Annotated in this window: 26 protein-coding genes; 11 read left to right on the top strand and 15 right to left on the bottom strand. The window is 70.7% G+C overall.

The window, feature by feature from the left end:
• Positions 1–222: 222 nt before the first annotated feature.
• Together ATL40_RS04575 and dinB are read right to left on the bottom strand one after the other, a co-directional pair.
• Positions 223–591 (bottom strand): DUF3040 domain-containing protein, encoded by a 369-nt coding sequence (locus tag ATL40_RS04575; protein WP_098468508.1) that lies wholly within the window; start codon positions 589–591, stop codon positions 223–225.
• Positions 592–619: 28 nt separating this feature from the next.
• A complete protein-coding gene (dinB, locus tag ATL40_RS04570; RefSeq protein WP_245866739.1) occupies positions 620–1,843 on the bottom strand; it encodes a DNA polymerase IV in 1,224 nt (407 codons plus the stop codon).
• A 90-nt stretch (positions 1,844–1,933) separates the two neighbouring features.
• Here dinB and ATL40_RS04565 point away from each other — a divergent pair, with 90 nt between their 5' ends.
• Entirely contained in the window at positions 1,934–2,818 is an 885-nt protein-coding gene (locus ATL40_RS04565) for a spermidine synthase (RefSeq protein WP_098468507.1), read from the top strand.
• Positions 2,819–2,924: 106 nt separating this feature from the next.
• Here the strand turns inward: ATL40_RS04565 and ATL40_RS04560 are convergent, their stop codons facing one another.
• Together ATL40_RS04560 and ATL40_RS04555 are read right to left on the bottom strand one after the other, a co-directional pair.
• On the bottom strand, positions 2,925–3,128 hold the full coding sequence (locus ATL40_RS04560; RefSeq protein ID WP_098468506.1) for a cold-shock protein: 204 nt from the start codon (positions 3,126–3,128) through the stop codon (positions 2,925–2,927).
• A 195-nt stretch (positions 3,129–3,323) separates the two neighbouring features.
• A complete protein-coding gene (locus ATL40_RS04555; RefSeq protein ID WP_245866736.1) occupies positions 3,324–4,385 on the bottom strand; it encodes a proteasome assembly chaperone family protein in 1,062 nt (353 codons plus the stop codon).
• Between the two features lie 252 nt (positions 4,386–4,637).
• Here ATL40_RS04555 and ATL40_RS04550 point away from each other — a divergent pair, with 252 nt between their 5' ends.
• Positions 4,638–6,782, top strand: coding sequence for a HelD family protein (locus tag ATL40_RS04550; RefSeq protein WP_245866734.1), 2,145 nt, complete (start codon positions 4,638–4,640; stop codon positions 6,780–6,782).
• A gap of 100 nt (positions 6,783–6,882) precedes the next feature.
• On the top strand, positions 6,883–8,085 hold the full coding sequence (gene serA, locus ATL40_RS04545) for a phosphoglycerate dehydrogenase (protein WP_098468504.1): 1,203 nt from the start codon (positions 6,883–6,885) through the stop codon (positions 8,083–8,085).
• Between the two features lie 21 nt (positions 8,086–8,106).
• Here the strand turns inward: serA and nrdR are convergent, their stop codons facing one another.
• Together nrdR and ATL40_RS04535 are read right to left on the bottom strand one after the other, a co-directional pair.
• Positions 8,107–8,559 (bottom strand): transcriptional regulator NrdR, encoded by a 453-nt coding sequence (gene nrdR / locus ATL40_RS04540; RefSeq protein WP_098468503.1) that lies wholly within the window; start codon positions 8,557–8,559, stop codon positions 8,107–8,109.
• A 71-nt stretch (positions 8,560–8,630) separates the two neighbouring features.
• On the bottom strand, positions 8,631–9,035 hold the full coding sequence (locus ATL40_RS04535; protein WP_211283060.1) for a LysM peptidoglycan-binding domain-containing protein: 405 nt from the start codon (positions 9,033–9,035) through the stop codon (positions 8,631–8,633).
• Between the two features lie 216 nt (positions 9,036–9,251).
• Here ATL40_RS04535 and lexA point away from each other — a divergent pair, with 216 nt between their 5' ends.
• Positions 9,252–10,007 (top strand): transcriptional repressor LexA, encoded by a 756-nt coding sequence (gene lexA, locus ATL40_RS04530; RefSeq protein WP_098468501.1) that lies wholly within the window; start codon positions 9,252–9,254, stop codon positions 10,005–10,007.
• A gap of 63 nt (positions 10,008–10,070) precedes the next feature.
• Here the strand turns inward: lexA and ATL40_RS04525 are convergent, their stop codons facing one another.
• The 3 genes from ATL40_RS04525 to hflX are packed head-to-tail and all read right to left on the bottom strand — an operon-like array spanning position 10,071 to position 14,646.
• Positions 10,071–11,048 carry an L-lactate dehydrogenase gene (locus ATL40_RS04525; RefSeq protein WP_098468500.1) on the bottom strand — a complete coding sequence of 326 codons (978 nt, stop codon included), beginning with the start codon at positions 11,046–11,048 and terminating at the stop codon, positions 10,071–10,073.
• A 26-nt stretch (positions 11,049–11,074) separates the two neighbouring features.
• Positions 11,075–13,159 carry an ATP-dependent DNA helicase gene (locus ATL40_RS04520; RefSeq protein WP_281254879.1) on the bottom strand — a complete coding sequence of 695 codons (2,085 nt, stop codon included), beginning with the start codon at positions 13,157–13,159 and terminating at the stop codon, positions 11,075–11,077.
• Positions 13,156–14,646: a GTPase HflX gene (gene hflX, locus ATL40_RS04515; protein ID WP_098470279.1), complete on the bottom strand. Its 1,491-nt coding sequence runs from the start codon at positions 14,644–14,646 to the stop codon at positions 13,156–13,158. Before hflX ends, ATL40_RS04520 begins: the two co-directional genes overlap by 4 nt.
• A 76-nt stretch (positions 14,647–14,722) precedes the next feature.
• Here hflX and ATL40_RS04510 point away from each other — a divergent pair, with 76 nt between their 5' ends.
• Positions 14,723–15,337, top strand: a complete 615-nt coding sequence (locus tag ATL40_RS04510) for a class I SAM-dependent methyltransferase (protein WP_098468499.1) — start codon at positions 14,723–14,725, stop codon at positions 15,335–15,337.
• Between the two features lie 36 nt (positions 15,338–15,373).
• Here the strand turns inward: ATL40_RS04510 and dapF are convergent, their stop codons facing one another.
• Entirely contained in the window at positions 15,374–16,285 is a 912-nt protein-coding gene (gene dapF / locus ATL40_RS04505) for a diaminopimelate epimerase (RefSeq protein ID WP_098468498.1), read from the bottom strand.
• Positions 16,282–17,205 (bottom strand): tRNA (adenosine(37)-N6)-dimethylallyltransferase MiaA, encoded by a 924-nt coding sequence (miaA, locus tag ATL40_RS04500; RefSeq protein ID WP_245866732.1) that lies wholly within the window; start codon positions 17,203–17,205, stop codon positions 16,282–16,284. The genes dapF and miaA overlap by 4 nt, the downstream gene beginning before the upstream one ends.
• Positions 17,206–17,238: 33 nt before the next feature.
• On the opposite strand from miaA, the gene ATL40_RS04495 reads away from it, so the two are divergent.
• Both ATL40_RS04495 and ATL40_RS04490 read left to right on the top strand, forming a co-directional pair.
• Entirely contained in the window at positions 17,239–17,787 is a 549-nt protein-coding gene (locus ATL40_RS04495; protein WP_245866729.1) for a YbjN domain-containing protein, read from the top strand.
• Entirely contained in the window at positions 17,784–18,209 is a 426-nt protein-coding gene (locus ATL40_RS04490; protein ID WP_098468495.1) for a type III secretion system chaperone family protein, read from the top strand. The genes ATL40_RS04495 and ATL40_RS04490 overlap by 4 nt, the downstream gene beginning before the upstream one ends.
• A 35-nt stretch (positions 18,210–18,244) precedes the next feature.
• On the opposite strand, the gene miaB is transcribed toward ATL40_RS04490, so the two are convergent.
• Positions 18,245–19,873 carry a tRNA (N6-isopentenyl adenosine(37)-C2)-methylthiotransferase MiaB gene (gene miaB / locus ATL40_RS04485; RefSeq protein WP_098468494.1) on the bottom strand — a complete coding sequence of 543 codons (1,629 nt, stop codon included), beginning with the start codon at positions 19,871–19,873 and terminating at the stop codon, positions 18,245–18,247.
• A gap of 248 nt (positions 19,874–20,121) precedes the next feature.
• Between miaB and ATL40_RS04480 the strand changes: the two genes are divergently transcribed.
• From ATL40_RS04480 to ATL40_RS04465, 4 genes are all read left to right on the top strand, one after another.
• On the top strand, positions 20,122–20,868 hold the full coding sequence (locus ATL40_RS04480; RefSeq protein WP_098468493.1) for an amino acid ABC transporter ATP-binding protein: 747 nt from the start codon (positions 20,122–20,124) through the stop codon (positions 20,866–20,868).
• Positions 20,869–20,995: 127 nt separating this feature from the next.
• Positions 20,996–21,883 carry a glutamate ABC transporter substrate-binding protein gene (locus tag ATL40_RS04475; protein WP_098468492.1) on the top strand — a complete coding sequence of 296 codons (888 nt, stop codon included), beginning with the start codon at positions 20,996–20,998 and terminating at the stop codon, positions 21,881–21,883.
• 81 nt (positions 21,884–21,964) lie between these two features.
• Complete coding sequence (locus ATL40_RS04470) at positions 21,965–22,651, top strand: amino acid ABC transporter permease (RefSeq protein WP_098468491.1); 687 nt, start codon at positions 21,965–21,967, stop codon at positions 22,649–22,651.
• Positions 22,648–23,523: an amino acid ABC transporter permease gene (locus ATL40_RS04465; RefSeq protein WP_098468490.1), complete on the top strand. Its 876-nt coding sequence runs from the start codon at positions 22,648–22,650 to the stop codon at positions 23,521–23,523. Before ATL40_RS04470 ends, ATL40_RS04465 begins: the two co-directional genes overlap by 4 nt.
• Before the next feature lie 476 nt (positions 23,524–23,999).
• On the opposite strand, the gene ATL40_RS04460 is transcribed toward ATL40_RS04465, so the two are convergent.
• The 3 genes from ATL40_RS04460 to ATL40_RS04450 all read right to left on the bottom strand — a co-directional run bounded on the left by ATL40_RS04460 (position 24,000) and on the right by ATL40_RS04450 (position 26,480).
• Complete coding sequence (locus ATL40_RS04460) at positions 24,000–24,662, bottom strand: regulatory protein RecX (RefSeq protein ID WP_245866726.1); 663 nt, start codon at positions 24,660–24,662, stop codon at positions 24,000–24,002.
• Positions 24,663–24,785: 123 nt separating this feature from the next.
• Positions 24,786–25,844, bottom strand: a complete 1,059-nt coding sequence (gene recA / locus ATL40_RS04455; protein ID WP_098468488.1) for a recombinase RecA — start codon at positions 25,842–25,844, stop codon at positions 24,786–24,788.
• Positions 25,845–26,228: 384 nt separating this feature from the next.
• Positions 26,229–26,480 (bottom strand): DUF3046 domain-containing protein, encoded by a 252-nt coding sequence (locus ATL40_RS04450; RefSeq protein WP_098468487.1) that lies wholly within the window; start codon positions 26,478–26,480, stop codon positions 26,229–26,231.
• Between the last annotated feature and the right edge of the window lie 25 nt (positions 26,481–26,505).

Below are 26,505 nucleotides of genomic sequence, written 5' to 3'. Positions count from 1 at the left end.
AGGGAAGCGGAGAGGGATCTGGGGAGGGATGTGGGGTGAAGCGGAGCGCAGAGCGCGATGGCGGCGCCGGCCCGCCCGCGTCAGCGCGTGTGGATGACGGCGTCGGTCACCTCACGTGCGAGGCGAACGCTCGGCGCCGGTCCGTGAGGAGAGAACGCGTGAGGCGCGCACCTCGATCGAGGTACGCGCCTCACGCGTGATGGAACCAGTCGGGGACGGGCGTCAGCGACCCTCGTCGCGACGGCGATCCCACCGCTCGTCCAACTTGGTCATGAAACTACTGCGCTGGGCCTTGGCGGCAGGCGCGGCCTCACCGCCCTTGGTGACACCCTTGCCGCGGCCACCGGACGACAGCGCGATCAGCGCCCCGGCGAACATCAACAGGAATCCCACGAGCCCCAGCCAGGTCCAGTGCTGGGACACCCCCACCAGCAGCACGCCAAGACCCGCAGCGAGCCCCAGCACCCCCAGCACCACGCGTGAGGTCTGGCGACCCTTGCCCGCGAAACTCTGCGCAAGCTTGGGGTCGTCAGAACTGAGCTGCTGCTCCATCTGAGCGAGCACTCGCTGCTCGTACTCCGAAAGCGGCATGACGTCCTCCTCGGCACATCCGATACCCCTAGGATATGTCCCCACGGGCCGTGCTGGTACCCGAACGGGACAGCAGACTTGCCGGCCCCGCTGAGCCGGCACCGAAACGACGCGACAAACCGTCCAACACCGCCTCAACATCCCGATGCGCCACGGGATCCTCCCCGAGCGCTCCCTGCACCGCGTGCCCACGGGCGGGTACGAGGTCATCGGCCCGCACCCCGACCAGGCGCACCCCGCTGGGAGGCATCCCGACCGAGGCCAGGAGGGCGCGCGCGGCGGCATGCACCTGCGTCGCCACGTCCGTGGCCACCTCCAGCCGGCGGCTGCGGGTGAGCGTGGTGAAGTCGCCGGCGCGCACCTTCACCGTCACGCCCTGCGCCAGCAGACCACCCTCGCGCAGCCGCCGCGCGACCTCATGGCTCTGCTGCAGCACCGTTCGTGCGACGCCCTCCAGGTCACGCAGGTCCCGGGGGAAGGTGTGCTCGGAGGAGATCGAACGCTCCACACGCGAGGTCACCAGACGGCGGTCATCCTGCCCCCAGGCCAGCGCATGCAGGCGCATGCCCTGTGCCCTTCCCAGCCTCGAGGTGAGCATCTCCCGCGGTGTGTGGGCCAGTTCCTCCACGGTGCGCACGCCGAGTTCCGCCAGAGCGCGCCGGGTCGCCTCACCCACCCCCCACAGCGAGGTGACCTCCAGGGAGTGCAGGAACGGGACGGTCGCCTCGGCCGGGACCAGGAGCACACCGTCCGGCTTCGCCCGGGCCGAGGCGATCTTCGCGACGACAGGTGAGGCCGCGAGCCCCACCGACGCCACCAACCCGAGCTCACGCCTGATCCGCTCCCGCAGCGCTCGCGCGATCTCCAACGGGGACCCGAGACGACGGCGCGCGCCGGAGACGTCCAGGAATGCCTCGTCCACCGAGAGCTGTTCGAGCTCGGGCGTCACATCGGCAAGGACCCCCATGACGCGAGCCGAGGCGCGACGATAGGCCTCGCGGCGCGGCTGCACGACGATCGCCTGGCGGCACCGCGCCCGAGCCGTGGCCATCGGCATACCGGAGCGGATACCGAAGGCACGCGCCTCATAGGTCGCGGCGAGCACCACGCCACGCTCCCCACCGCCCACGATCACGGGCCGACCTCGCAGCTCGGGTCGCTCGATCAACTCCACGGACGCGAAGAACGCATCCATGTCGAGGTGAAGGATCGGGGCTCCGGCGTCGTCCGAGCCCCACGGCGTCTCGGGCACACCCCATGATCGAACAGTCGTTCGATCGCCGTCAAGCCCGTGACCACACACGCACCTCGGCGCCTCCGGCAGGGTTCGTATGATGGCGGGGTGAGACGCCGTTCGCTGCCCGGCTCCCTTCCGCTCGATCCCGTCGAGATCGACACCGGCACGCTCGAACTCCTCCCGGATCCGGACCGCCCCAGCGCCTTCATGGTGTACGTCAACGGGGTGGAGTCCAGCTTCGTCGACCTCGAGGATCCAGGGCACCTGGAGTTCGAGTACATGCAGCAGATGCGCCTGGCGATTCGCGAGCGCCTGCGGGAGAAGCCCGCCTCGCGCATCCTTCACCTGGGCGGTGCCGCGTGTGCGTTCGCCCGCGCGCTGGCCACGGAGGAGCCACGCTCACGCCAGGTGGTGGTCGAGCTCGACGGCGAACTGGCGCGGCTCGCACGCGAGTGGTTCGACGTCCCGCGCTCCCCACTGGTGCGAATCCGCGTGGACGAGGCCAGGGCCGCGGTCAGCGCCATGCGCGAGGACGCGGTCGACATCATCATCCGGGACGCGTTCGCCGGGGCTCGCGTGCCGCGGTCCCTGACGACGAGCGGGTTCCTCGGCGAGGTGCGTCGGGTGCTGCAGCCCGGGGGCCTCTACCTGGGCAACCTCGTGGACTCCCCACCGTTGCCAGTCGCACGGCGGGAGGTCGCGACCGCCCTGGCGACCTTCCGGCACGTCATGCTCGCGGTGGAGCCCCCGATCCTCAAGGGCCGGCGGTTCGGGAACCTGGTCGTCCTGGCATCCGACGCCCCCATCGACTCCCAGCGCCTGCAGCGTGACCTGCTCGCACTGCCCGCCCCGGTTCGGCTGCTCGAGGGCAGGGCGTGCCGCGAGTTCGCCGGAACGGCGCTCCCGCTCCAGGACGAGCCGGATCCCCTGGCGCTCCCCGAGGAGTTCGTGGCCGAGTCGCCCTCGGACCACCGCACCGGCACGAGGTAGGGGGCACCCGGACCCGATGCGGTACCGGCGGCGGGGATCCGGTGCCGGCACAGCAGTGCGGCCCACCCCGCGAAGGGATGGGCCGCACCGATGAGAGACCTATCGGTCAGAGAGGACGAACGCTCTCCGCCTGCGGGCCCTTGGGGCCCTGCGTGATCTCGAACTCGACCCGCTGCGCCTCTTCGAGGCTGCGGTAGCCATCCGACTGGATTGCCGAGTAGTGGACGAAGACGTCGGCCCCGCCGCCGTCCTGGGCGATGAACCCGTATCCCTTCTCAGCGTTGAACCACTTAACGGTTCCCTGTGCCATCTTTGTCCTTCCGGGGACTCGTACTTCCCGGCCGTGTGCCGGGCTGCGGTGCTGCCATGATCCCCACGCCGTGCCCGAAGAACATTCGACAGAGAGAAGCCGTGCAACGCCTCTATTGTGGCAGAGGACCCAGGTTCGTCGCCACTGTGGCGATGCGTGTGTGTACGGGAGCCGGCACCTCACCTCGCGCCGCTCTCACCCCTCGTCGCCCTTTCGGTCCACCTCGGCCAGAAACGCCTCGAACTGCGCCCCGAGCTCGTCTGCGCTGGGCATCTCGCCCGGGTCCAGCAGGCTGCGACCCTGGGCCTGCACGAACGCGTCGTACTGGTTCTCCAGCGCCTGCACCACGGCCGCTACCTCCGAGGAGTCCTCGATCTGCTTCGTGATCTCTGCCAGCACCGACGCCGCGGACTCCTCCAGGGCACGGGTGTCCAGGTCCACGCCCGAGACCGCCGAGACCCGCCGCAACAACTCCACCGCTGCCGCGGGGTACTCGCTCTGCGCGAGATAGTGCGGCACGTGGACGGCGTAGCCGAGTGCGTCCTTCCCCCACTGGCCGAACCGGTACTCCAGCAGCGAGGCGGCGCTTCCCGGCACCTGCACCGTGCCGAACACGTCGGGCTCGGCCTCGATCAGGTGGGGTGAGGTCGCGTGGGAGGTCACCGAGATCGGGCGGGTGTGCGGTACCCCCATCGGGATGCCGTGGACCCCCACGGTGGTGGTCACGCCCAAGGTGGTGGTGATGTCGCGCACGGCTCGGGTGAATGCCTCCCAGTGCAGGTCCGGCTCCGGACCGTGCAGCAGGAGCAGATCCCCCGAGGGTGTGCCGACCAGGTCCAGCACGAGGGCCGGTTCGGAGTAGTCCGTGAAGGCACCCTTCTCGAAGGTCATGCTCGGGCGCCGCGAGCGGTAGTCCATCAGCCCGTCCATGTCGAAGGTCAGCACCCGGGTCGTGGGATGGGACTCCAGGAGGTGATGGGCCACCAGGGCCCCGGCGTGGCCGGCGTCCACCGAGCCCCGCAGAGCGTGCACCATCACGGTGGCGCTGATCTCCTCCACGCTGCCAGGGCGGCGCCCCACGTCCTCGATGCCGCCCACGACTCCCGCCACCACGTCCGGCGCGCCCGCGGGCGGGGTGTCCGACTGGGCCGATGGCGCCGGCGCCTCCTCGGCCAGGTGCGCGCCCTCGGACTCCGGCCGTGGCTCGGCGCCCGGGCGCCCCGCGAGGTCCCACCGGTACAACTGCTGCGGATCCATTGCACTTCCTCCTACCGCATCCATGTCTCTGATCATCTCAACGAGGCGCTCGACCACCTCATTCCCGCGCCGCGGAAGCCTCACGCACGAGTGCAGGACGTCGGTGGAATAATGGTCAGCCTGCCTGACACGCCACGAGGGAGGATGCGGGTGGAGTCGAGCACTCACACGGACACCGACAGCACACTGCACGCCGGGCACGGTACCGGCGCCGATTCCGCGTCAGCCACGTTCCCGGTCGAGCAGGCTGCCGTGAGCGCCATCTACTCGCGCCTGGACGAGTTGACCGAGCAAGCCGAGTCGAGCCTGCGGGAGGTCCGTGCCACGCGGGCCTCCGGCACCCATCAGGCACGCTCCGAGCGGGACTCCTTCGCCACGATGTACGCCGACCGGCTCGCCACCTATCGGGCGGTCCAGGACCGTCTGGTCTTCGGACGGTTGGACCTGCGCACCGACTCCTCCCCCCGCTACGTGGGCCGTATCGGCGTCTCGGACGTCGACCACTCCCCCATCCTGACCGATTGGCGCGCGCCCGCCGCGCGGCCCTTCTACCAGGCCACAGCGGCCCGCCCGGGAGACGTGGTGCGACGGCGCCACCTCGCGACCCGCGGCCGCAGCGTCGTGGGGGTCGAGGACGATCTGCTCGATGCCGACGCGCTCGACGACGACGCGCGCGCTCAGCTCGCGGGCGAGGGAGCGCTCCTGGCCTCGCTCAACGCCCACCGCACCGGCCGGATGCACGACATCGTCGCCACGATCCAGTCCGAACAGGACGAGGCCATCCGGGCGGATGCCGAGGGGATCCTCGTGGTCCAGGGCGGCCCGGGCACGGGGAAGACGGCTGTGGCGCTGCACCGCGCCGCCTACCTGCTCTACGCCAAGCGGGAGCGTCTGGCCCGCTCCGGTGTGCTGCTGATCGGCCCGTCCCGCACGTTCCTGCGTTACATCGAGCGCGTCCTTCCTGCGCTCGGAGAGACCGGGGTGGTCTCCACCACGATGTCCGCGCTGCTCCCGGGAATCCGGGCGACCGCACTCGAGGACGACGCCGTCGCTCAGGTCAAGGGGCGCCTGGAGATGGCCGACGTGGTCGCCCGTGCGGTGCGCGCTCGCCAGCGCGTGCCGCAGACGGAGACGACCGTGCGGATCGGGTCGGTCGACCTGGTGATCCGCCCGGAGGACATCCTCTCCGCCCGGACGCGGGCTCGGCGCTCGCATCAGGTCCACAACGAGGCCAGGGTGGTCTTCGTCCGCACCATGCTGTCCACGCTGACGACGCAGTACGAGCGCGCCGTGGGCAGCGAACTCACTGCCCCGGAACGCGCCGAGGTCTCCGAGGAGATCCGTGCCGACCGCGAGGTGCGCATCGCCCTGAACCTCGCGTGGATGCCGTTGAGCGCCAAGCGCCTGATCGCCGACCTGTGGGCTCGGCCCGATCGGCTGGCGCAGGCCGCGCCGGGGATGTCCCAGGCGGATCGCGACCTGTTGTACCGGGAGCGTTCGGCGCCCTGGACCGAGGCCGACGTACCCCTGCTGGACGAGGCCGCGGAGCTCATCGGCGAGGACATCGACCCGCAGGCGCAGCAGCGCGCGGACCGACAGGCCGCGGACCGCGCCGCCGAGTTGGCCTATGCACGCGACACCCTCTCGCAGACCCTCGCCGGCTCCGATGCCTCGGCCATGGTCTCGGCCGAGACGCTCGCCGAACGGATGGGTGAGGAGGGCGCCTGGATGACGACGGCGGAACGCGCCGCCGCGGACCGCAGCTGGACCTACGGGCATGTGGTGGTGGACGAGGCACAGGAACTCTCCCCGATGGCCTGGCGCGCCCTGGTGCGCCGTTGCCCGAGCCACTCCTTCACGGTGGTGGGCGATACCGGGCAGACGTCCTCGGCGGCCGGGGCCTCCACCTGGGGGGAGGTCTTCGACCGCATCGGCACGTGGCGCCTGGCCGAACTCACCATCAACTACCGCACCCCGCGCAGCGTGATGGACGCCGCTGGGGTTGTCCTGGAGGCGATGGCGCCCCGGCGCGCCGCTGCACGGGCCGCGGTGACCTCGGCGAGAGACGTCGCCGGCGCCCTGCGGATCACCGCGGGCACGTTGGAGGAGGAGATCGCTGCGGCGGCCACGCGAGGAGGCACGTGTGCGGTCATCGCCCCGAGCGACCAGCTCCAGGCCTTGCGGGCGCGCCTCGCGGTGCCCGCCCACGCCGACCTCACCGACGCGTTGCTCGTACTGGATCCACGAGGCAGCAAGGGGCTGGAGTTCGACTCGGTGGTGGCGATCGACGTCGCCACGATGTCGCCCGGCGATGCCTACGTCACGATGACCCGTCCCACGCGAAGCCTCTCCCTGCTCGGAGCCGTTCCCGAGGCGCTGCGCACCGCCGTGCCGTAACCGCGGTGCGGTGATCGGGCCCGCCGCGAGCACACAACCCTCGCGTGACACATCGTGGGAACGATTTGGGCGGCGCCCGCATCGGGGACACAATGCAGGGGTGCCCCGAGCCCTACTGCTGGAGAACATCCACCCGCTGGCGACCGAGATCCTCACGGACGCCGGTTACGAGGTGACCACACGCACCGCAGCCCTGGACGAGGACGATCTGATCGCGGCGCTCGACGGCGTCTCGGTACTGGGCATCCGGTCCAAGACGCAGGTCACCGAGCGGGTACTCGCGAACAGCACCCTGGACGCCGTGGGGGCCTTCTGCATCGGCACCAACCAGATCGATCTCGCCGCTGCTGCGCGCCGCGGCGTGGCCGTCTTCAATGCGCCGTTCTCCAACACCCGGTCCGTGGTGGAGCTCGCGGTGGGCGAGATCATCGCGCTCACCCGGCGCCTGACCGTTCAGAACTCCTCCCTGCACGCGGGCCTGTGGAACAAGTCCGCGACCGGGGCGCACGAGGTGCGCGGACGAACCCTGGGCATCGTCGGGTACGGGAACATCGGCACGCAGCTCTCCGTGGTGGCCGAGGCCCTGGGTATGCACGTGGTGTTCTACGACACCGCGGAGAAGCTCGCACTGGGCAATGCCCGGCGCATGTCCTCGCTCGAGGAGCTGCTCGAGCAGGCAGACATCGTGACGTTGCACGTGGACGGCCGTCCGGGCAATGCGGGAATGTTCGGCGCCCAGCAGTTCGCCGCGATGCGCACCGGCGCGATCTTCCTCAACCTCTCACGCGGCTTCCTCGTGGACTACTCGGTGCTGCGCGAGCGGGTCCTGGACGGCTCGCTCGCGGGAGCGGCCGTCGATGTCTTCCCGGAGGAGCCCCGTTCGAAGGGTGATCCGTTCGACAGCGAACTGCGCGGGCTCGCGAACGTGATCCTCACGCCGCACATCGGCGGATCCACCGAGGAGGCCCAGCACGACATCGGCGTGTTCGTGGCCGGCAAGCTGCGGGACTACGCCCGCGCGGGCGCCACCTACCTCTCGGTGAACGTGCCGGGCCTGGTGCTCGACCACCCCCGGGTGGGTACGCACCGGATCGCGCTGTTGCACTCCAACGTCCCCGGCGTCATGGCGTCGCTGAACGACGCACTTGCCAAGCACGGAGCGAATGTGGAGTACCAGGTTCTGGGAACCTGGGGGGAGATCGGGTACGCCGTCACGGACATCGCCGGCGAGGAGCCCGCCGCGATCGTCGCCGAGCTGGAAGCGCTGCCCACCACGATCCGCGCCGTCGTCCACCGCGGTTGAGCGCCGGACGGCCGGGCCGCGTCAGCCGCGGCCCTCGGCCCGTAGGGTAGCGATCGCCGCCTCGAAATCGGCGAGCGAACCGAAGTCCTGGTAGACGGAGGCAAAGCGCAGGTAGGCGACCTCATCGAGTTCGCGCAGCGGACCGAGGATCGCCAGGCCGATATCGTGCGCATCGATCTCCGCGGCTCCCGAGGCACGCAGGGACTCCTCCACGCGCTGGGCCAGCAACGCGAGACTGTCCTCCCCGACGGGACGGCCCTGACACGCCTTACGGACCCCGGAGACGACCTTCTCCCGGCTGAACGGCTCCACGACTCCCGAGCGCTTCACCACCGACAGGCTCGTGGCCTCCACGGTGCTGAAGCGTCGATGACACTGCGGACACTGCCGGCGCCGCCGAATGGACGAACCGTCCTCGCTCGCGCGCGAGTCCACCACCCGCGTGTCCGTGTGACGACAGAAAGGGCAGTGCACGTGGGTCTCCGTCCGGCTGGTCGGCCGCGATGCCGCGACCGGCGCCCATTCTGACACGCGCACCCGGCCGCTCAGGGAGCCGGTACCTGCAGTTGCTGGCCTGCCATCAGGTCCACGCTCGCCAGGTCGTTCAGCTCCGTCAGCATCGAGATCGTCTCGCGCACATCCTGCCCGGGCTGAGTGTGCCCCGCGGCGATGCTCCACAGGGACTCCCCGGCGCTGACCGTGTGAACCTGGGTGACCATCGCATCGCCGTCCGTGGCCGCCACGGCAACCCCCGCGACCGCACCGACGGCCAGGGCGAGCGCCACGCCCAACGAGGCGAAGACCGCACGGCCACGCCGGGTCAGGCGCATGGCTGCCGGGGCCGAGGCTCCCGGACGACTTGCCCGTGCACCATGCCGGATGCTCGCCCCGGCGCCGCGCGCCGGAGCGGGGGGCACCGCGGTGACCGTCGCCATCGTCATCGTCGTCATGTCCCGACTCCCTTCGAACGTCTGTACGTCGTACGGTTGTTCGATACCGTACCGCGCGACCCGCCGAATGTCGACACCCCGATTCGAACAGGTGTCGCACCAATTCACCCTCGAGGCCGTAGGCTGTGAGCAGTGGGTCACAGGGACACCACAGCACCGAGGACTGACATCCAGCCTTCGAGGGCGCCGTTGCCGCCGGAACCGGGAGACGAGACCATGTCGATACGCGAGACGCGAGTGCTGACCGTCCGCCAACGTGCGGTACTCGATGTCATCTCCGCCAGCATCACCGAGCGCGGGTATCCCCCGAGCATGCGGGAGATCGGCGAGGCGGTCGGCCTGACCTCACCCTCGAGCGTGAAGCATCAGCTCCAGCAGTTGGAGACGAAGGGCTACCTCCGGCGTGACCCGCACCGGCCGCGGGCCATGGAGGTGGTGGCGCTGCCCGAGACGGTCTCCGCCGCTCCGGGCATCACCCCCCGCTCGGACGCCGCCGCGGCGGCCGCGGCCACGGCCCGCACCATTCCCCTGCGCAAGAACCAGGACCAGGCCGGCGCTCAGGTCGCCCCCGTGGTGCTGCCCGAACCGCCCTCCTCCGACACCTCCTACGTGCCCTTGGTGGGCCGCATCGCCGCGGGCGGGCCGATCCTGGCCGAGCAGAGCGTGGAGGATGTGGTGGCCCTCCCCCGCCGCATCGTGGGCGACGGCACGCTCTTCCTGCTCCAGGTGGTCGGCGAGTCGATGATCGAGGCCGCGATCTGCGACGGCGACTGGGTGGTGATCCGCGAGCAACGCGATGCCGAGAACGGCGAGATCGTGGCCGCGATGATCGACGGTGAGGCCACCGTGAAGACGCTCAGGCGCACGTCGGACGAACTTTGGCTGATGCCCGCGAACCCCGCGTTCTCCCCGATCGACGGCCGCAACGCCCAGATCCTGGGGCGCGTGGTCGCCGTGCTGCGCAGCCTCTGATCGAACAGCGAAGGGCCGCCGCATCTCCTGGATGCGGCGGCCCTTCGCGTGACAGGCGGACGTTCAGAACCCGAGGCTACGCGCCGCCTCACGGATGCTGCGGCCGCTCGCCTGCACACGTGCCATCTCGTGCTGGCTCATCGGGATGCCCAGGCGCCGCACGGCGCCACCGGCGTCGACCACGGTGGGCATCGACAGGCACACGTCATGGATCCCGAGGAAGTCGTCGTCGATGCGGGTGGAGACCGGGAGCACGCGGTGCTCGTTGCGCAGCACTGCCTCGATGATGCGGGTGACGGCGAGGCCCACCGCGTAGTTCGTCGCCCCCTTGCCCTCGATGATCTGGTAGGCAGCGTGCACCACGTCACGACCGATGCGGCTGCGCACAGCGTCGGTGAACAAGGGCTCGCCGTCCTCCCCGAGCCAGTCCAGCAGCGGCACACCGCCGATGGACGCCGAGCTCCACATCGGCACCTCGCTGTCGCCGTGCTCACCGAGCACGTAGGCGTGCACGCTCTGGACGGCCACCTTGCACTCCCGGGCGATCAGGTAGCGCAATCGGGAGGAGTCCAGCACGGTGCCGGAACCGAAGACGTGGCTCGGTGGGAGCCCGGTGATCTGCTGTGCCGCGTAGGTGACCACGTCCACGGGGTTGGTCACCATCATGTGCATCGCGTTCGGCGCCACCTCCATCACCGAGGGCAGCACCTTCTTCACCAGTCCCACGGTGTTGGCCGCGAGATCCATCCGGCTCTGGCCGGGATGCTGCTTGGCGCCGGCGGTGAACACGACGAGGTCCGCATCCCGGCAGATCTCGATGTCATCACTGCCCTCGATGGTGGCCTGGGAGATGAACTCGATGCCGTGGCCGATGTCGGCGGCCTCGGCCTCGACCTTCGCCTTGTTGATGTCGTAGAGCACCACGTTGCGGGCAGCGCCGCGCACGAGTGCCGCGTAGGCGAGGGTGGCGCCCACGGAGCCTGCGCCGATGATGGCGACGGTGGAGGATGGCCGGGCGGTGGGGACTGGCGTCTCGGTCATACCCCGATCCTAGGGCCAGGGGGCCCTCACACGGGGGTGGTCTCACCCGCTAGACGCGCCAGCGCGGAGCGCACCAGCGCCGGATCGGTCGTCGGCCACATGTCCGGCAAGGAACGCAGGAGGAACGGCGCGTAGCGGGCACGTGCGAGGCGCGAGTCCAGGATCGCCACCACGCCGCGGTCACTGGTCGCGCGGATCAGGCGCCCGACGCCCTGCGCGAGCAGCAGCGCCGCATGGGTCGCCGAGACCGCCATGAAGTCGTTGGCTCCCCGTGCCGTGGCGGCCTCCGAGAGAGCCTGGATGATCGGGTCGTCCGGTCTCGGGAACGGGATCCGGTCGATGATCACGAGGCGATTGCTCGGCCCCGGCACGTCCACGCCCTGCCACAGCGAGAGCGTGCCGAACAGGCTCACGGCAGGGTCCGCGGCGAACCGGGAGACCAGGGTGGGCAGCACGTCCTCGCCCTGGCAGAGCACCTCGAGGTCAGTGGTGGCTCGCACGTGCTCGGCGGCGCGCTCCGCCGCTCGCCGCGAGGAGAACAATCCGAGCGCGCCCCCACCGCCGGCGACGAGGAGTTCGGTGAGTTCCGCCAGCGCCGCATCGGAGATCCCCGACGCCGGCGGCGGGAGGTGCCCGGCGATGTACCGGATGGCCTGCTTGCGGTAGTCGAACGGGGCGGGGACCTCGAGGCTGGCGTAGTCCTGGCCCTGGTGGAGGCCGATGTCGTGGGCGAAGGAGGTGAACTCACCCCCCACGCGCAGGGTCGCGGAGGTGAGCACGGCGTGATGGTCGGCGAGCAGGTTCTCGGCCACCAGGGGCGCCACCTCCAGGGGCGCGATCCACAGTCTCCGGGAGCCGTCCTCCCGCTCGGTGCACCACAGCACGTCGCGTCGGGTGGCCACGGAATCCGACAGCAGGCGGTCACAGACCTCCACGAGCGCGGTGAGCGCACTGCGCGCAGCGGTCAGACCTCCGGAAGGTGGCGCGCCCTCCCCCGGTTTGGTGGCGCGCAGGCCCTCGCGGCACGCCGCGCCCAGCTGGGTCACCACGCCGAGCAGGATCTCGTCCGCGCCGTCCTTCAGCCGGCCGGGCGGCACCTCCCGCATCACCTGGGCGAGCGCGACGGCGGCCGCGTCCAGGTCCTCCAGCACCACCCCCGCGCCGCGGCGCGCGGAGCGCGCCACCCGCTCCACGGCGGCCGCGGAGAGCTCCGCGGTGGCGGCGGCACGGGACCGGGCGACCAACTCGTGCGCCTCGTCGACCACGAGGACGTCGTGCTCGGGCAGCACCCCGGTCGAGCCGGAGGCCGCGATCCCGAGCATGGCGTGGTTGGTGACCACCACGTCGGCCTCCCGGGAGGCACGGCGTGCGGCCTCCGGGAAGCACTCCTCCAGCAGCGGGCAGCGGGTGCCGAGGCAGTCCATGGCCGGCACGGACACCTGACGCCAGGCGCGGTCGGTGACGCCGGGCACGAGCTCGTCACGGTCACCGGTCTCAGTGGTCTCGGCCCACTCCCGGACCCGCACCACCTGGTCCCCCAGGCCCTCACCGGGCTCGGCCCCGGGGTGCTCGGCGCCCCGCTCGAGCGCGAACAACGCGTCGTCCTCGGTGGGATACCCGCCGGCGAGTTTGTGGCGGCAGACGTAGTTGTGCCACCCCTTCAGCAGCGCCACCTGCGGCTCGCGCGGCAGGTCCGCGGCCAGGGCATCGACCACCCGCGGGAGGTCCTTCGCGAGCACCTGTCGCTGGAGCGCGAGGGTGGCGGTGGAGACCACCACCCGCTCCTGGTGCACGACGGCGTGGCGCAGCGCCGGAGCGAGGTAGGCGAAGGACTTCCCGGTGCCGGTCCCGGCCTCCACGAGCAGGGGCCGCTCACCGTCCAGAGCACGCGCCACGGCCCGCGCCATCGTGCGCTGGCCGGGTCGCTGCTGCCCCCCGGTCGCGGCGACCACCGCGTCCAGCGCACGCAGCGCCTCGCGCTCCTCGGTGCTCGCTCCCTCCGCGCCCTCGGCCTCGGGGGACTCGCCCTCGCCATGAGGTTCCCCGGGGCCCGCGCGCCCCTCCGCGGTGTCGGGACGGTCGCGGCGTGCGGAGTCCTGCTCGAGCGTCACGATGCCGCGGAGGTCTCCCCGCGCAGCGCGGCGGCGAGCGCGTGATCGACCCGCGCGTGCAGGCGCGTGCCCTCGGCGGTGTGCTCCTCGTGCAGGATCTGGCCGCCCTCGTGCACCCGGCTGACCAGGTCGCCGCGGGTGTAGGGGACCACGAGGTCCACCTCCACCGCCGGCAACGGGAGGAGGTCGGCGATGAGGTCGCGCAGTTCAGCGACGCCCCGGCCGGTGTGTGCGGAGACCGCCACCACGTGGGGGGCGATGGCGTGCAGTCGCGCGAGCACGCCGGGATCGGCGATGTCTGCCTTGTTCAGCACGATGATCTCGGGGATCTGCGCGAGGGTCTCGATCTCGGCGAGCACGGTGCGCACCGCGGTGATCTGCCCCTCCGGGTCCGGGTGGGCCGCGTCCACCACGTGCAGCAGCAAATCCGCGTCGCCCACCTCCTCCAGGGTGGAGCGGAAGGCCTCGACGAGCTGGTGCGGCAGGGCGCGCACGAACCCGACGGTGTCGGCGATCGTGAACGGCCGGCCATCGGGGGTGCTCGCCCGGCGCACCGTGGGGTCCAGGGTGGCGAACAGAGCGTTCTCCACGAGGGCGCCGGCCCCGGTGAGCCGGTTCAGCAGCGAGGACTTCCCGGCGTTGGTGTAGCCGGCGATGGCGACGGCGGGCACCGAGGAGGCGTTGCGCTGGGCGCGCTTGGCGGCGCGCGAGGGTGCCATGGCGGCGATCTCGCGGCGCAGCTTCGCCATCCGGTTGCGGATGCGACGGCGGTCCAGCTCGATCTTGGTCTCACCGGGGCCGCGTGAGCCCATCCCGGCGCCGGCGCCGCCGACCTGACCACCCGCCTGCCGGGACATCGACTCACCCCAGCCGCGCAGCCGCGGCAGCAGGTACTCCAGCTGCGCCAGCTCCACCTGCGCCTTGCCCTCCCGGGACTTGGCGTGCTGGGCGAAGATGTCCAGGATCAGGGCGGTGCGGTCGACCACCTTCACCTTCACCACGTCCTCCAGGGCGCGGCGTTGGGAGGGGGCGAGTTCGCCGTCGATCACCACGGTGTCGGCGCCGGTGGAGGCAACGATCCCGGCGAGTTCGCTCGCCTTGCCGGAGCCCAGGTAGGTGCCAGGGTCGGGGGTCCGGCGGCGTTGCAGCAGGCCGTCCAGCACCTGGGAGCCGGCGGTCTCGGCGAGCGCCGCGAGCTCGCGCAGCGAGATCTCCGCCATCTCGGCGTCGTCGGAATACATGCCGACCAGCACCACGCGCTCCAGGCGCAGGCTGCGGTACTCGACCTCGGTGACGTCCTGCAGTTCCGTCGAGAGCCCGGCCACGCGGCGCAGCGCCGCGCGCTCCTCGCGATCGAACTGCTCGCCGTCGGCGTCGGAGGCGGAGACGTCGCCCGACATGACGGCGGTGCCCGCCCGGGCAAGGATGCGCTCGACGACGCGTGCCGCCTCGTCGCGGTCGGAGCGCTTGGTGGTGTCTGGTTCCATGAGGCCGCTATCGTCCCACGCCACGCCGCGCAGTTCCACGGATTTCCCCAGGAGCGCAACCCCTAGGCTGAGGGCGATGACCGGAGACCACTACTTCACCGCACAGCCAGCCTCCCCCGCCGAGCTGCGCACCGTCGAGGTGACCCTGCGCGGCCACGCCCTGGAGGTGGTGACCGCCGGCGGGGTGTTCTCCCCCCAGCACCTGGACACCGGGACCCGGGTACTCCTGGACCACGTGCCCGAGCCACCCACGGGCGATCTGCTGGACCTGGGGTGCGGCTGGGGGCCGATCACCCTGGCCATGGCCCAGGCCTCGCCGGCCTCCCGGGTGTGGGCGATGGATGTGAACGAGCGGGCACTGGACCTGACCGCGCGCAACGCCGCCGCCCATGGGCTGAGCGGGGTGCGCACGGTGACGCCGGATGCGATGCCCCGCGACGTCACCTTCGCCGCGATCTGGTCGAATCCGCCGGTGCGGGTGGGCAAGCAGGTGCTGCACGGCATGCTCAAGGGGTGGCTCGCCCGGTTGCGGCCCGACGGCGAGGCGCACCTCGTGGTGGCCCGGAACCTGGGCTCGGACTCCCTCGCCCGGTGGATCCAGGAGTCGCTGGCGATGCCCTGTGAGCGGGTGGCCAGCGAGAAGGGCTTCCGGGTGCTGCGCGTGCGGCCACGGACTCATCCCGCCGCCTGAGGCACGGCCCGCTCGGGCGCGGCGCACCCTGCCCGATCAGCGCAGCGTGACGTCGGCGACCAGCTCGGCGGGGCCCGCGAGCTCGACCTGCGCATCCGGCCAGATCCGCACCCGCACCGTGCCACCAGGCACGTGCACGATCCAGCGCTCCGGCGCACCCTCGCCCATCCACACCCGGGCCGCGATGGCGGCGGCACACGCCCCGGTGCCGCAGGACTGCGTCTCACCGGACCCCCGCTCGTGGACCCGCATCCGCAGCACCCCGACCAGGCCGTCGGGCGTCTCGGTCTCGCCCATCGGGTGCACGATCTCCACGTTGGTCCCATCGGTGGGGACGGGCTGCACCCGAGGCGTGCGCAGCAGGTTCGCCGCAGCGACCTCCTCCTCGCTCGCGACCGCCAGCACCACGTGCGGATTGGGCATCGCGATCGACAGCCCCGGGCGTGCGCCCTCGATGCCGTCGACCTCGACCGCGGCGTCGGCCCCCAGGCGCAGCGCCTCCTCGCCCCCGGGCGCGCTCCACAGCCCCATCGCCACGGCGAACTCCTCGCCGTCGCGCTTGACCCACTTCACCCCGGCGCGGGTGCCGATCGCGAGGATCTCCCCGTCGCCGAGTGTCACGAGGCCCTCGGCGATCAGGTAGCGCACGAAGACCCGCACGCCGTTGCCGCACATCTCCGCGAGCGAGCCATCGGCATTGCGGTAGTCCATGAACCACTCCGCCTCGGGGTGGTCGGTCGCCAGGCGCGCCGCGACGCTCTCGCCGGCCGCGAGCGCCGCGGTGCGCGCCACCCGGATCACGCCGTCGGCCCCCACGCCGTGGTGCCGCGAGCACAGCGCCGCCACCTCCTGCGCGTTCACGGCGATCTCGGCGTCGGGGTCGGTGAACAGCAGGAAGTCGTTGCCGGTTCCGTGTCCCTTGGTCAGGCGCTGGCCGCGAAGCGTCATGACGTCCAGCCTACGGCGCGCTCGATCCCGGCGACTTGGGCGTCCAGGCCCGCCGTGCCCTCCAGCCAGGTGATGCGCGGGTCCCGCCCGAACCAACTGACCTGGCGGCGTGCCACCTGGCGGGTGGCGATGCTGGTCTGCTCGATGCCCTCCGCGCGGGTGAGTCGGCCGTCCAGGACCGCGAGGGCCTGCGCGTAGCCGACGGCGCGCGAGGCAGTCACGCCGCGCTCCAGGCCGAGTTCGCGCAGGTGCTCGGTCTCGGCCAGCAGACCCGAGTCGAACATGGCCTCGGCCCGCGAGGCGATGCGCTCCAGCAGCTGCTCGCGCGGCACCCGCAGGCCGACCTGCACGACGGCGTCGACGCCCAGGTCCGCGTAGGTATAGGTCGGCAGCGTGGCCGAGTACGGCCGACCGGTGAGCTCGATGACCTCCAGGGCGCGCACCAGGCGCCTGGTGTTGCGGCTGCCGATCCGCTCGGCGGAGGCGGGATCGAGACGTTCCAGCTCGGCGTGCAGCATGCCGGGCCCCTCGCGCTCGCCGCGTTCCTCCCACCGGGCCCGCACGGCCGGGTCGGTCGCCGGGAACTCCAGGTGGTCCAGGGTGGCGCGCAGGTACAGGCCGGAGCCGCCCACGAGCACCGGGGTGCGCCCGCGGGCGATCACCTCGGCGATGCACCGCCGAGCCAGCACCTGATAGTCCGCCACGGCGGCCTCCTGCGTCACCTCCAGGATGTCCAGGAGGTGGTGCGGCACGCCCGCCCGCTGCGCGGGGGGCGTCTTGGCGGTCCCGATGTCCATGCCGCGGTAGAGCTGCATGGCGTCGGCATTGATCACCTCGAGGTCGTGACGCTGCGCGAGGGCGAGGGCCGCGGCACTCTTGCCGGTGGCGGTGGCGCCCACGAGGGCGAGTACGACTGACACGGGCACCGACGCTACCCGCCGTAGACTGGGTGCGTGGTCCGAGGCTGGAGCAGGTTCCGTCGCGCGATCCAGGGTGCCCGCGGCGCACCCGAGCATGTCCCGCCCGGGCAGCACGCACCTGCCGGGTCCGGCGAGCCGCCCTCCCGCAACGCCATCGTCCGGCCCATGACGACCGAGCGCATCGCACAGGCACTCACGCGCCTGGACTACCGATACCTGCGCGACGAGCAGGGCGAACTCTGTGGCCTGTGGGGGTATCGACTCTTCACCTTCACCCTCGTCCACGAGCGGTTGCTGCTGGTCCGTGGCCGGTGGGCACGGCAGGGCGGGATCCCCCGCCGTACGGACCTGCTGGAGTTCGCCAACCGCTGGAACGCCACGAACGTGCGGCCGAAGTGCTACCTACGCGTCGGGGACGACGGCCGGGTTCACGTGCTGGCCGAGACGGCGCTCCCGGTCACCGCCGGCCTGAGCGACGCCCAACTCGACAACCATCTGAGCCTGAGCCTGAGTTCCGGGAGCCTGGTGTTCGACTCCCTGGACGAGCACTTCCCCGACCCGATCCTGGCGGACGAGGCGTGAACGGGGACCCCACGCGCGCGATCACGCTGGAGCACGTGCGTGCCGTGGCCTCGGCGCGCGGGGAGTACGTCCGAGACGAACCGGACGGTGTCAAGGGTCAAGTCGAGGGGCACGCCTACCGCATCGCGGTGACGCCGACCGACCTGGTGGTCTCGACCCGGTGGTCCCGGACCCTGCCGGCCTCAGCGGGTGCGGCCCTCGCCCACCTGGTCAATGACTGGAATCGCGACCGAGCGATCCCCACCCTCGCGGTCGTTCGCAGCCACGACAGCGAGCAGACGGGCGTCACCGTGCGCGCGCACATGGCGATACCGATCGCGGAGGGCATGACCACCACGCAGTTGGACGAGCACGTGGAGATCGCGGTGGAGGTGACCCGCACCGCGCTGCGAGCCCTGGCGAGCTCTGTCCCAGCGCCCTGAGACAGGGGCGGTGCAGTCGGTGGCGTCGGCGGAGGTCAGACGCCCCGGCGCACGGGGATCCCGAGGGAGACCGGTCCGGTTGGCGCCGCAGTGCTCGCTGCCCCGGGGCTGGGTGTGCACGAGTCGCCGCCCTCTTCCCGGCGCTGCCACGCGTCCCCGGCGGCCGTGCGCCGGATCCTGATCGGCGCGCCGTCCGCAATGAGGTGGTGCGGCGCCGAGGCGGTGACCCGCGTGGTGACCACATCACCCGGGCGGGGTCGCTCGGCCAGGTGCGCGGCGCCGTCGGGCACGGCCCCCAGACCCATGTGCACCAGGCGGTTGTCCCGCGCGCGGCCGGAGATCCGGCCGGAGGCGGAGTCCTTGCGACCGTCCTGCTCCGCGACGAGCACCTCGATCTCGCGGCCGATGAGGGCGGCGTTCTCCTCCGCGCTGATGCGCTCCTGCAGCGCGATCAGCCGTCCGTACCGCTCCGCCACCACCTCGGCGGGCACCTGGTCGGGCAGGTCGGCGGCCGGGGTGCCGGGGCGCGGGGAGTACTGGAAGGTGAAGGCGGCGGAGAACCGCGAGGCCTCCACCACCCGCAGCGTCTCGGCGAAGTCCTCCTCGGTCTCCCCGGGGAAGCCGACGATGATGTCGGTGGTGATGGCGGCGTCGGGCATGACGGCCCGCACCTTCTCCAGGATGCCCAGGAACTTCGCGCTGCGGTAGGAGCGGCGCATGGCGCGCAGGATCCGATCGGAACCGGACTGCAGCGGCATGTGCAGGCTCGGCATCACGTTCGGCGTCTCGGCCATGGCCGCGATGACGTCATCGGTGAAGGCGGCCGGGTGTGGGCTGGTGAACCGGACGCGCTCCAGGCCCTCGACCTGGCCGCAGGCGCGCAGCAGACGAGCGAACGCGTCCCGCTCCCCGAAGGAGACGCCGTAGGAGTTGACGTTCTGCCCCAGCAGGGTCACCTCCAGGGCCCCGGCGTCCACGAGCGAGCGGACCTCGGCGAGCACATCCCCCGGGCGGCGGTCGCGTTCCTTGCCGCGCAGGTGCGGCACGATGCAGAACGTGCAGGTGTTGTTGCAGCCCACCGAGATGGAGACCCATCCGGCGTAGACGCTCTCGCGGCGCGTGGGCAGGGTGGAGGGGAAGACCTGCAGGGACTCGTGGATCTCGACCTGCGCCTCCTCGTTGTGGCGGGCACGCTCCAGCAGCACCGGCAGGGCGTCGATGTTGTGGGTGCCGAACACGACGTCGACCCAGGGCGCCTTCTCCACGATCCGGTCCCGGTCCTGCTGCGCCATGCAGCCGCCGACGGCGATCTGCAGGCCTGGGCGTTCGCGCTTGAGCGCGGCGAGCCTGCCGAGGTTGCCGTACAGGCGGGTGGCAGCGTTCTCCCGCACCGCGCAGGTGTTGATCACCACGACGTCGGCGTGCTTGGCCTCCGCGACGACGTCGCTGCCGACGGTCCCCTGGTGGGCGGGGACCATGCCCATGCCGTCCAGGAGGCCGGCCATGCGCTCGGAGTCGTGCACGTTCATCTGGCACCCCAGGGTGCGGATGACGTAGCGGCGCGGGTGGGCGTCGGCATCGCCTAGCGCGCCCGCGGCGGGGTCGGGTGCGGCAGGGCTCGCAGCGGTGGGCGCGGCGTCGGGCGCGGGGAGGGTGGTGCTCACGGCGACCCATCCTACGAAACCGCCCTTCGGGCGCGGCGGTGCCCGTGCACGAGGGTCGTCGTGACGGTCGTACACGACTCATCGAACGGCCCGTTACCGCTGGTCACCGCCCGATATCGTCCGGTCGTGACCGAATCGTTGTGAAGCTGTGACACGCCCGCTAACCAACGCGCAACAATTGCGGACTACGTTCCTGGGATGACACACCAGCCAGTGCCTGCTTCGGGCACCGACTCAGGGGGAACACGATGAGCGATACGCAACCTCTGGTGCGCCTGGCCGCCGTCAACAAGCATTTCGGCGAGTTGCACGTGCTCCAGGACATCAACCTCGAGGTCGACCGCGGCGAGGTGATCGTCGTCATCGGACCGTCCGGCTCCGGGAAGTCGACCCTGTGCCGGGCCATCAACCGCCTGGAGACGATCGATGACGGGGTCATCGAGTTGGACGGGCAGCCGCTCCCGCAGGAGGGCAAGGCGCTCGCGCGGCTGCGCTCCGACGTCGGCATGGTCTTCCAGTCCTTCAACCTGTTCGCGCACAAGACGATCCTGGAGAACGTCACCCTCGGGCCGATCAAGGTGCGCAAGCTGAAGAAGGCCGCCGCGAACGAGGAGGCCATGGCGCTCCTGGACCGGGTGGGCGTGGCGAACCAGGCCCACAAGATGCCCGCGCAGCTCTCCGGTGGCCAGCAGCAGCGCGTGGCGATCGCCCGCGCCCTGGCGATGAAGCCCAAGGTGATCCTGTTCGACGAGCCGACCTCCGCCCTCGACCCCGAGATGGTCAACGAGGTGCTCGACGTCATGGTCTCCCTCGCCAAGGAGGGCATGACGATGATCGTGGTCACCCACGAGATGGGCTTCGCTCGCAAGGCGGCGGACCGCGTCGTGTTCATGGCCGACGGGCAGATCGTGGAGGAGGCCGACCCGGAGTCCTTCTTCACCAACCCGCAGTCCGAGCGCGCACGCGACTTCCTCGGCAAGATCCTGACCCACTGACCACCTCGATGGGGTCCCGAACCGGGAGCCCATGGACGCGGGTGCCGTACCTCGGCCTCCGCAGGCGTCACCGACGCCGAACCCGTTCGGGGGACCTCCCCGATTGGCACACGAAGGAGCACACACCATGCGCAACACCCGAGTGACGATCGCAGCGGTCGCAGCGGCGGCCGCGCTGACGCTCGCCGCCTGCTCGAGCGACAGCAGCGACACCGACACGGACGCCGGTGGCGACGCCGACACGACCTCGGAGGAGAGCGAGGACACCGGCGGCGAGGGCGGCGGCGACACGATCCGCATCGGCATCAAGTTCGACCAGCCCGGCCTCGGCTACCAGGAGGGCAGCGAGTACACCGGCTTCGACGTGGACGTGGCCACCTACGTGGCGGAGTCCCTGGGCTACACCCCCGACCAGATCGAGTGGGTCTCCGCGCCGTCCGCGCAGCGCGAGAACCTGCTGCAGACCGGCCAGGTCGACATGATCTTCGCGACCTACTCGATCACGGACGACCGCGACGAGGTCGTCGACTTCGCCGGCCCGTACTACGTGGCCGGCCAGGACCTGCTCGTGCGCGCGGACGACGACTCGATCACCGGCCCGGAGGACCTCAACGGGAAGAACCTCTGCTCGGTGACCGGCTCCACCTCCGCCGAGCGCATCAAGGAGGACTACGCCGAGGACGTCCAGCTCGTGGAGCAGGCCGGCTACGCCGACTGTGTGACCGTGCTGGAGTCCGGGCAGGTCGACGCCGTCACCACCGACGACATCATCCTCGCCGGCCTGGCCGCCACACCGGCGAACCAGGGCAAGTTCAAGGTGGTCGGCAACCCGTTCTCCGAGGAGAACTACGGCATCGGCATCCCCGAGGGCTCCGACCAGTGCGAGGCCATCAACGAGGCCGTCACCGCGATGATCGACTCCGGTGACTGGGAGTCGTTCGTCTCCGCCAACACCGAGGGCACCGGGTACACCCCGAACGCCGACCTCAACCCGCCGACGCTGCGCGGCTGCTGAGTCGATGACGGCCGGTCCGCGCCGCAACGCGCGGACCGGCCGTCGTTTCCACCGGCCCATTCGCTCTCGGGGGGAGACCATATGAACCTGTTCGAACAGATCGGGTACCTCTTCAGCAATTACGACGTCGTCGGATCGTTCTGGGTGAACATCCAACTGACCTTCTGGGCTGCCATCGGCGCCATGATCCTGGGCACCGTGCTCGCCCTCATGCGGGTCTCCCCCGCGCCCTCCCTGCAGTGGGCCGGCCTGACCTACGTGACCCTGGTGCGTAATACCCCACTGACGATCATCATCACGATGGGTGTGCTCGGTGTGTGGGGACAGCTCCAGATCACATTCGCGGACAACTTCGACCTCAACTTCTTCATCTTCGCCTGCATCGGGCTGGCCGTGTACCACGCGGCCTTCGTGTGCGAGGCCCTGCGCTCCGGGGTCAACACGGTCCCCCTGGGTCAGGCCGAGGCCGCGCGAGCCATCGGGCTCCCGTTCCTCACGGCCGCCCGTCTGGTGATCTTCCCGCAGGCATTCCGCGGCGCTGTGGCACCCCTGGGCAACACCCTCATCGCACTGATCAAGAACTCGACCGTGGCCGCCGTCGGCAGTGTCGCGACCGAGACCTCCAGTGTGATGCGCACGATGATCGAGTTCAACGGCAACATGGTGGTCCTGATCTTCATGATCTTCGCGGTCGGCTACGTGATCCTCGTGGTCCCGGTCGGCGTGGTCACCACCACCCTGTCCCGGAAGCTGGCGGTGGCACGATGAGCGCACAGGTCCTCTTCGACGCGCCGGGCCCCAAGGGCCGGCGCAACATGGTCATCGTCAACATCGTCGGGGCGATCGTGGTCATCGGGATCGCCGTCCTGGTGCTGATCCGCTTCGGGCAGACCGGTCAGCTCGAGGCCGATCGGTGGACCTCGATGTTCACCGCGAACGCCTGGATGAACTTCCTCATCCCCGGCCTGCGCAACACGTTGATCGCGGCGGCGTTGTCCATCGTGTTCTCGATGCTCTTCGGGATCGTGTTCGGGCTGGGTCGCCTCACGACCATCGCGCCACTGCGCTGGATCAGCGGCATCGTGGTGGAGTTCTTCCGCGCCGTGCCCGTGCTGATCATGATGGTGGCCTTCTGGCTCGGCTTCGGGTACGCGCAGACCTTCGACCCCAACACGGTGCCGCTGGTGGCCGTGGTGCTGGCGCTGACCCTGTACAACGGTTCCGTGATCGCCGAGCTCGTGCGCTCCGGCGTGTTCGGGCTCCCGAAGGGACAGCGGGAGGCCGCGGCAGCGATCGGGATGACGCACTCCAAGTCGCTGCGGCTGGTGGAACTCCCCCAGGCACTGATCGCCATGCTGCCCTCCCTCGTCTCCCAGTTCGTCGTGATCCTCAAGGACTCGGCGCTGGGCTCCTGGGTGACCTACAACGAGTTGCTGTTCATGTCCCGCCTGTACGGCTCGGGCAACGGCAACATGCTGCAGGCGCTCATCGTGGCGGCGCTGATCTTCATCCTGCTGAACTGGATGCTGACGAAGCTCGCAGACTACGTGGCGAAGCGGCTGTCCTCGCGGACCGCGGCCCCGGTGCACGCACCGGATGCGGACGTCCAGGAGGAGATCGAGGAGAAGGCGAAGGCCTGAGCCCCGACTCCTCGAGACGCACCGGAGGGCCGGGCACCGCTGGGTGCCCGGCCCTTCGCGTGCGCAGCCCACCCGGTGCGCCGAACGTGCCGTTGCGCCGACCCGCGCGCACCGAGCGTGCCGTTGCGCCGCAGCGCGCCAGCATCCCCCCGCCGAGCGTGCTGTTGCGCCGAGTTCACGCAAGCCGACGCTGCGCAAGCACCCGCTCGACGAAGACTCGCGTGCGCAACCGCACGTTCGGCGAACTGACCGACGCTATCCCTGCGCCGAGCGTGCTGTTGCGCCGCCGCGCGCCAGCATCTCCCCGCCGAGCGTGCTGTTGCGCCGAGTTCACGCAAGCCGACGCTGCGCAAGCACCCACTCGACGAAGACTCGCGTGCGCAACCGCACGTTCGGCGAAGACTCGCGTGCGCAAGCACCCACTCGACGACGGTCGGCGAGATTCAGGTAGACGCGATGCCAGCCAGTGGGATCGATCAATCGAAGGGGTCCAGCGGCATGTCGGCCGCCTCCGGTGCCTCCGCTGACAACTCCTCCGACACCAACCGGTAGGCAAGCCCGGCACCGTAGCCCTTGCGCGCGAGCATCCCAACGATGCGACGCACACGTTTGTCATGCTCGAGGCCGATGGTGGCGCGGACGCGCTTGCGCACCAGTTCTCGCGCAACTCGCTCCTCCTCCTCCGGCCCCACGCTCGCCAGCGCCTCCTGGGCGACCTCCTGGTCGATGCCCTTGCGCTGCAGTTCGTGCGCCAGCGCACGACGGCCGAGCCCCCGGTCGGCATGCTTGCTGCGCACCAGCATCGCGGCGTACTCGGCGTCGTCCACCAGGCCGACGTCCTCGAGTCTGTCCAGCACCTTCTCGGTGACGTCCTCGGGCACGTCCTTGCGCGCCATCGCCTCGGCGAGTTGAGCGCGGGAGCGCGGCATCCCCGCCAACTGGCGCAGTGCAATCGTGCGGGCGACCTGCTCCTGGTCGGCTTCGGCGTCCTGAGCGGCGGCGCCCGACGCCGGGGGTTCGGGTGCGTACCCTCTCCCCCGGCGTCGAGTGCGGCGGCGAGCGCGATCATCAGCGCTCGTCTCATCAGCGCTCGCCTTGTCAGCGATCACCCGGCCCGGGCTCGCCTGGTCAGCGATCACCTGGTCCGCGCCGTCTCGGTCGGTCCCGAGGTCGTCTGACCCCGGTCCCGACGCGCCGATCTCCCGGTCATGATCGTCCGCGCGGTTACCGCGCGCAGAGAATCTCCGAGCGCCGGCCATCGATCAGAAGTCGACGGGGGCCTCGTCGAGCTCCGAGGCGTCTGCCGGGACCGCGATGCCGATGCCCAGCTTCTCCTTGATGCGGGTCTCGATCTCGTCGGCCAGTTCGGGGTTGTCGATGAGGAACTTGCGGGCGTTCTCCTTACCCTGACCGAGTTGGTCACCCTCGTAGGTGAACCAAGCGCCGGACTTGCGCACGAAGCCCTCCTCGACACCGAGGTCGATCAGGCCGCCCTCCCGGGAGATGCCGTGGCCGTAGAGGATGTCAAACTCCGCCTGCTTGAAAGGCGGCGCCATCTTGTTCTTGACGACCTTCACCCGGGTGCGGTTGCCGACCGGCTGCGTGCCCTCCTTGAGGGTCTCGATGCGGCGCACGTCCAGACGCACGGAGGCGTAGAACTTCAGCGCCTTACCGCCGGTCGTGGTCTCCGGGCTGCCGAAGAACACGCCGATCTTCTCTCGCAGCTGGTTGATGAAGATCGCGGTGGTGCCGGAGGCCGAGAGTGCGCCGGTGAGCTTGCGCAGCGCCTGCGACATCAGGCGTGCCTGCAGGCCGACGTGGCTGTCCCCCATCTCGCCCTCGATCTCCGCCTTCGGCACGAGCGCCGCGACCGAGTCGATCACGATGATGTCGAGCGCCCCGGAGCGGATGAGGGAGTCGGCGATCTCGAGTGCCTGCTCGCCGGTGTCCGGCTGGGAGACGTACAGCACATCGGTGTCGACACCGAGCTTCTTGGCGTACTCCGGGTCGAGTGCGTGCTCGGCGTCGATGAACGCGGCGATCCCGCCGGCCTTCTGGGCGTTCGCGACGGCGTGCAGTGCCACCGTGGTCTTACCCGAGCTCTCCGGCCCGTAGACCTCGATGATGCGGCCGCGCGGCAGTCCACCGATCCCGAGCGCGATGTCCAGCGCGATGGAGCTGGTGGGGATGACCTCCACCGGGGGGCGGGTGTCCTGCCCCAGCTGCATCACCGAGCCCTTGCCGTACTGCCGCTCGATCTGACCGACCGCGGCCTCGAGCGCCTTCGCCTTGTCCGGCTTCTTCCCTGACTGAACCGCCATCGCGGGCCTCCTGTGGTGCGCATCCCCAGTGCGGGGACGGGTATCGGATAGTGCTGGCCTGTGCAGGCACTCCCTCTCCGAGAGAACCTGGGGCGAGAGTATGTCCGGCCACTGACATCGCGTCCCGACCGTGCTTTCCTGTGGAGAACCCGGCCACGGACGCTCACCCGTGGACAACTCTAGATCGTACGCGTGTTCGATACCGACATCGACACGCCGCCCGGGTCACATTGACCTCACCGCGCACCTGCGCCCAGGGCCCCGGCCGCCGACTCACCGCGTCAGACCGCCCACCGCACCTGGCGCTAGCGTGATCGGCGGCGACGCGGCGCCCGAGGCGATCGAGCCCCTGCTCGAACGCCTGCTCGAGCCCGTGCGACGAGCTCAGCCCCGGGGGCGGGAACGGCCCGGGCGCCGCCCCTGCGGGTCCTGACGGTGCAGGTAGCGCACGGCCTCGTCCTGGCCGGTGGCCTCGCAGACCGCCTCCCACACGGCGCGCGGCGGCTCACCGCCGTCCAGGGCCTGCTGCGCGGTACGTCCGTCGAGGCCACCGATCACGAGGTCGGAGGCGAGGCTGCGCGCATAGACAGGCCCGAACACGTCGTCCATCACCGACCAGAACTCCGAGTGCCGCACCCCGGCAGCCTAACGATGTCAGGGG

This window comes from Serinibacter salmoneus, from assembly GCF_002563925.1.
GTDB lineage: Bacteria > Actinomycetota > Actinomycetes > Actinomycetales > Beutenbergiaceae > Serinibacter > Serinibacter salmoneus.
The sequence above is the reverse complement of the archived record's forward strand: the minus strand, read 5'-3'. Positions and strand labels throughout refer to the sequence as shown.

What these genes read in the sequence shown, in the direction of transcription:
- hflX (WP_098470279.1), bottom strand. Translation starts at nt 14,646, where the DNA reads ATGGAACCAGACACCACCAAGCGCTCCGACCGCGACGAGGCGGCACGC.
- ATL40_RS04475 (WP_098468492.1), top strand. Translation starts at nt 20,996, where the DNA reads ATGCGCAACACCCGAGTGACGATCGCAGCGGTCGCAGCGGCGGCCGCG.
- ATL40_RS04525 (WP_098468500.1), bottom strand. Translation starts at nt 11,048, where the DNA reads ATGACCGAGACGCCAGTCCCCACCGCCCGGCCATCCTCCACCGTCGCC.
- ATL40_RS04510 (WP_098468499.1), top strand. Translation starts at nt 14,723, where the DNA reads ATGACCGGAGACCACTACTTCACCGCACAGCCAGCCTCCCCCGCCGAG.
- ATL40_RS04575 (WP_098468508.1), bottom strand. Translation starts at nt 591, where the DNA reads ATGCCGCTTTCGGAGTACGAGCAGCGAGTGCTCGCTCAGATGGAGCAG.
- ATL40_RS04480 (WP_098468493.1), top strand. Translation starts at nt 20,122, where the DNA reads ATGAGCGATACGCAACCTCTGGTGCGCCTGGCCGCCGTCAACAAGCAT.
- ATL40_RS04535 (WP_211283060.1), bottom strand. Translation starts at nt 9,035, where the DNA reads ATGACGACGATGACGATGGCGACGGTCACCGCGGTGCCCCCCGCTCCG.
- ATL40_RS04465 (WP_098468490.1), top strand. Translation starts at nt 22,648, where the DNA reads ATGAGCGCACAGGTCCTCTTCGACGCGCCGGGCCCCAAGGGCCGGCGC.
- ATL40_RS04470 (WP_098468491.1), top strand. Translation starts at nt 21,965, where the DNA reads ATGAACCTGTTCGAACAGATCGGGTACCTCTTCAGCAATTACGACGTC.
- recA (WP_098468488.1), bottom strand. Translation starts at nt 25,844, where the DNA reads ATGGCGGTTCAGTCAGGGAAGAAGCCGGACAAGGCGAAGGCGCTCGAG.
- ATL40_RS04555 (WP_245866736.1), bottom strand. Translation starts at nt 4,385, where the DNA reads ATGGATCCGCAGCAGTTGTACCGGTGGGACCTCGCGGGGCGCCCGGGC.
- dapF (WP_098468498.1), bottom strand. Translation starts at nt 16,285, where the DNA reads ATGACGCTTCGCGGCCAGCGCCTGACCAAGGGACACGGAACCGGCAAC.
- lexA (WP_098468501.1), top strand. Translation starts at nt 9,252, where the DNA reads ATGTCGATACGCGAGACGCGAGTGCTGACCGTCCGCCAACGTGCGGTA.
- ATL40_RS04560 (WP_098468506.1), bottom strand. Translation starts at nt 3,128, where the DNA reads ATGGCACAGGGAACCGTTAAGTGGTTCAACGCTGAGAAGGGATACGGG.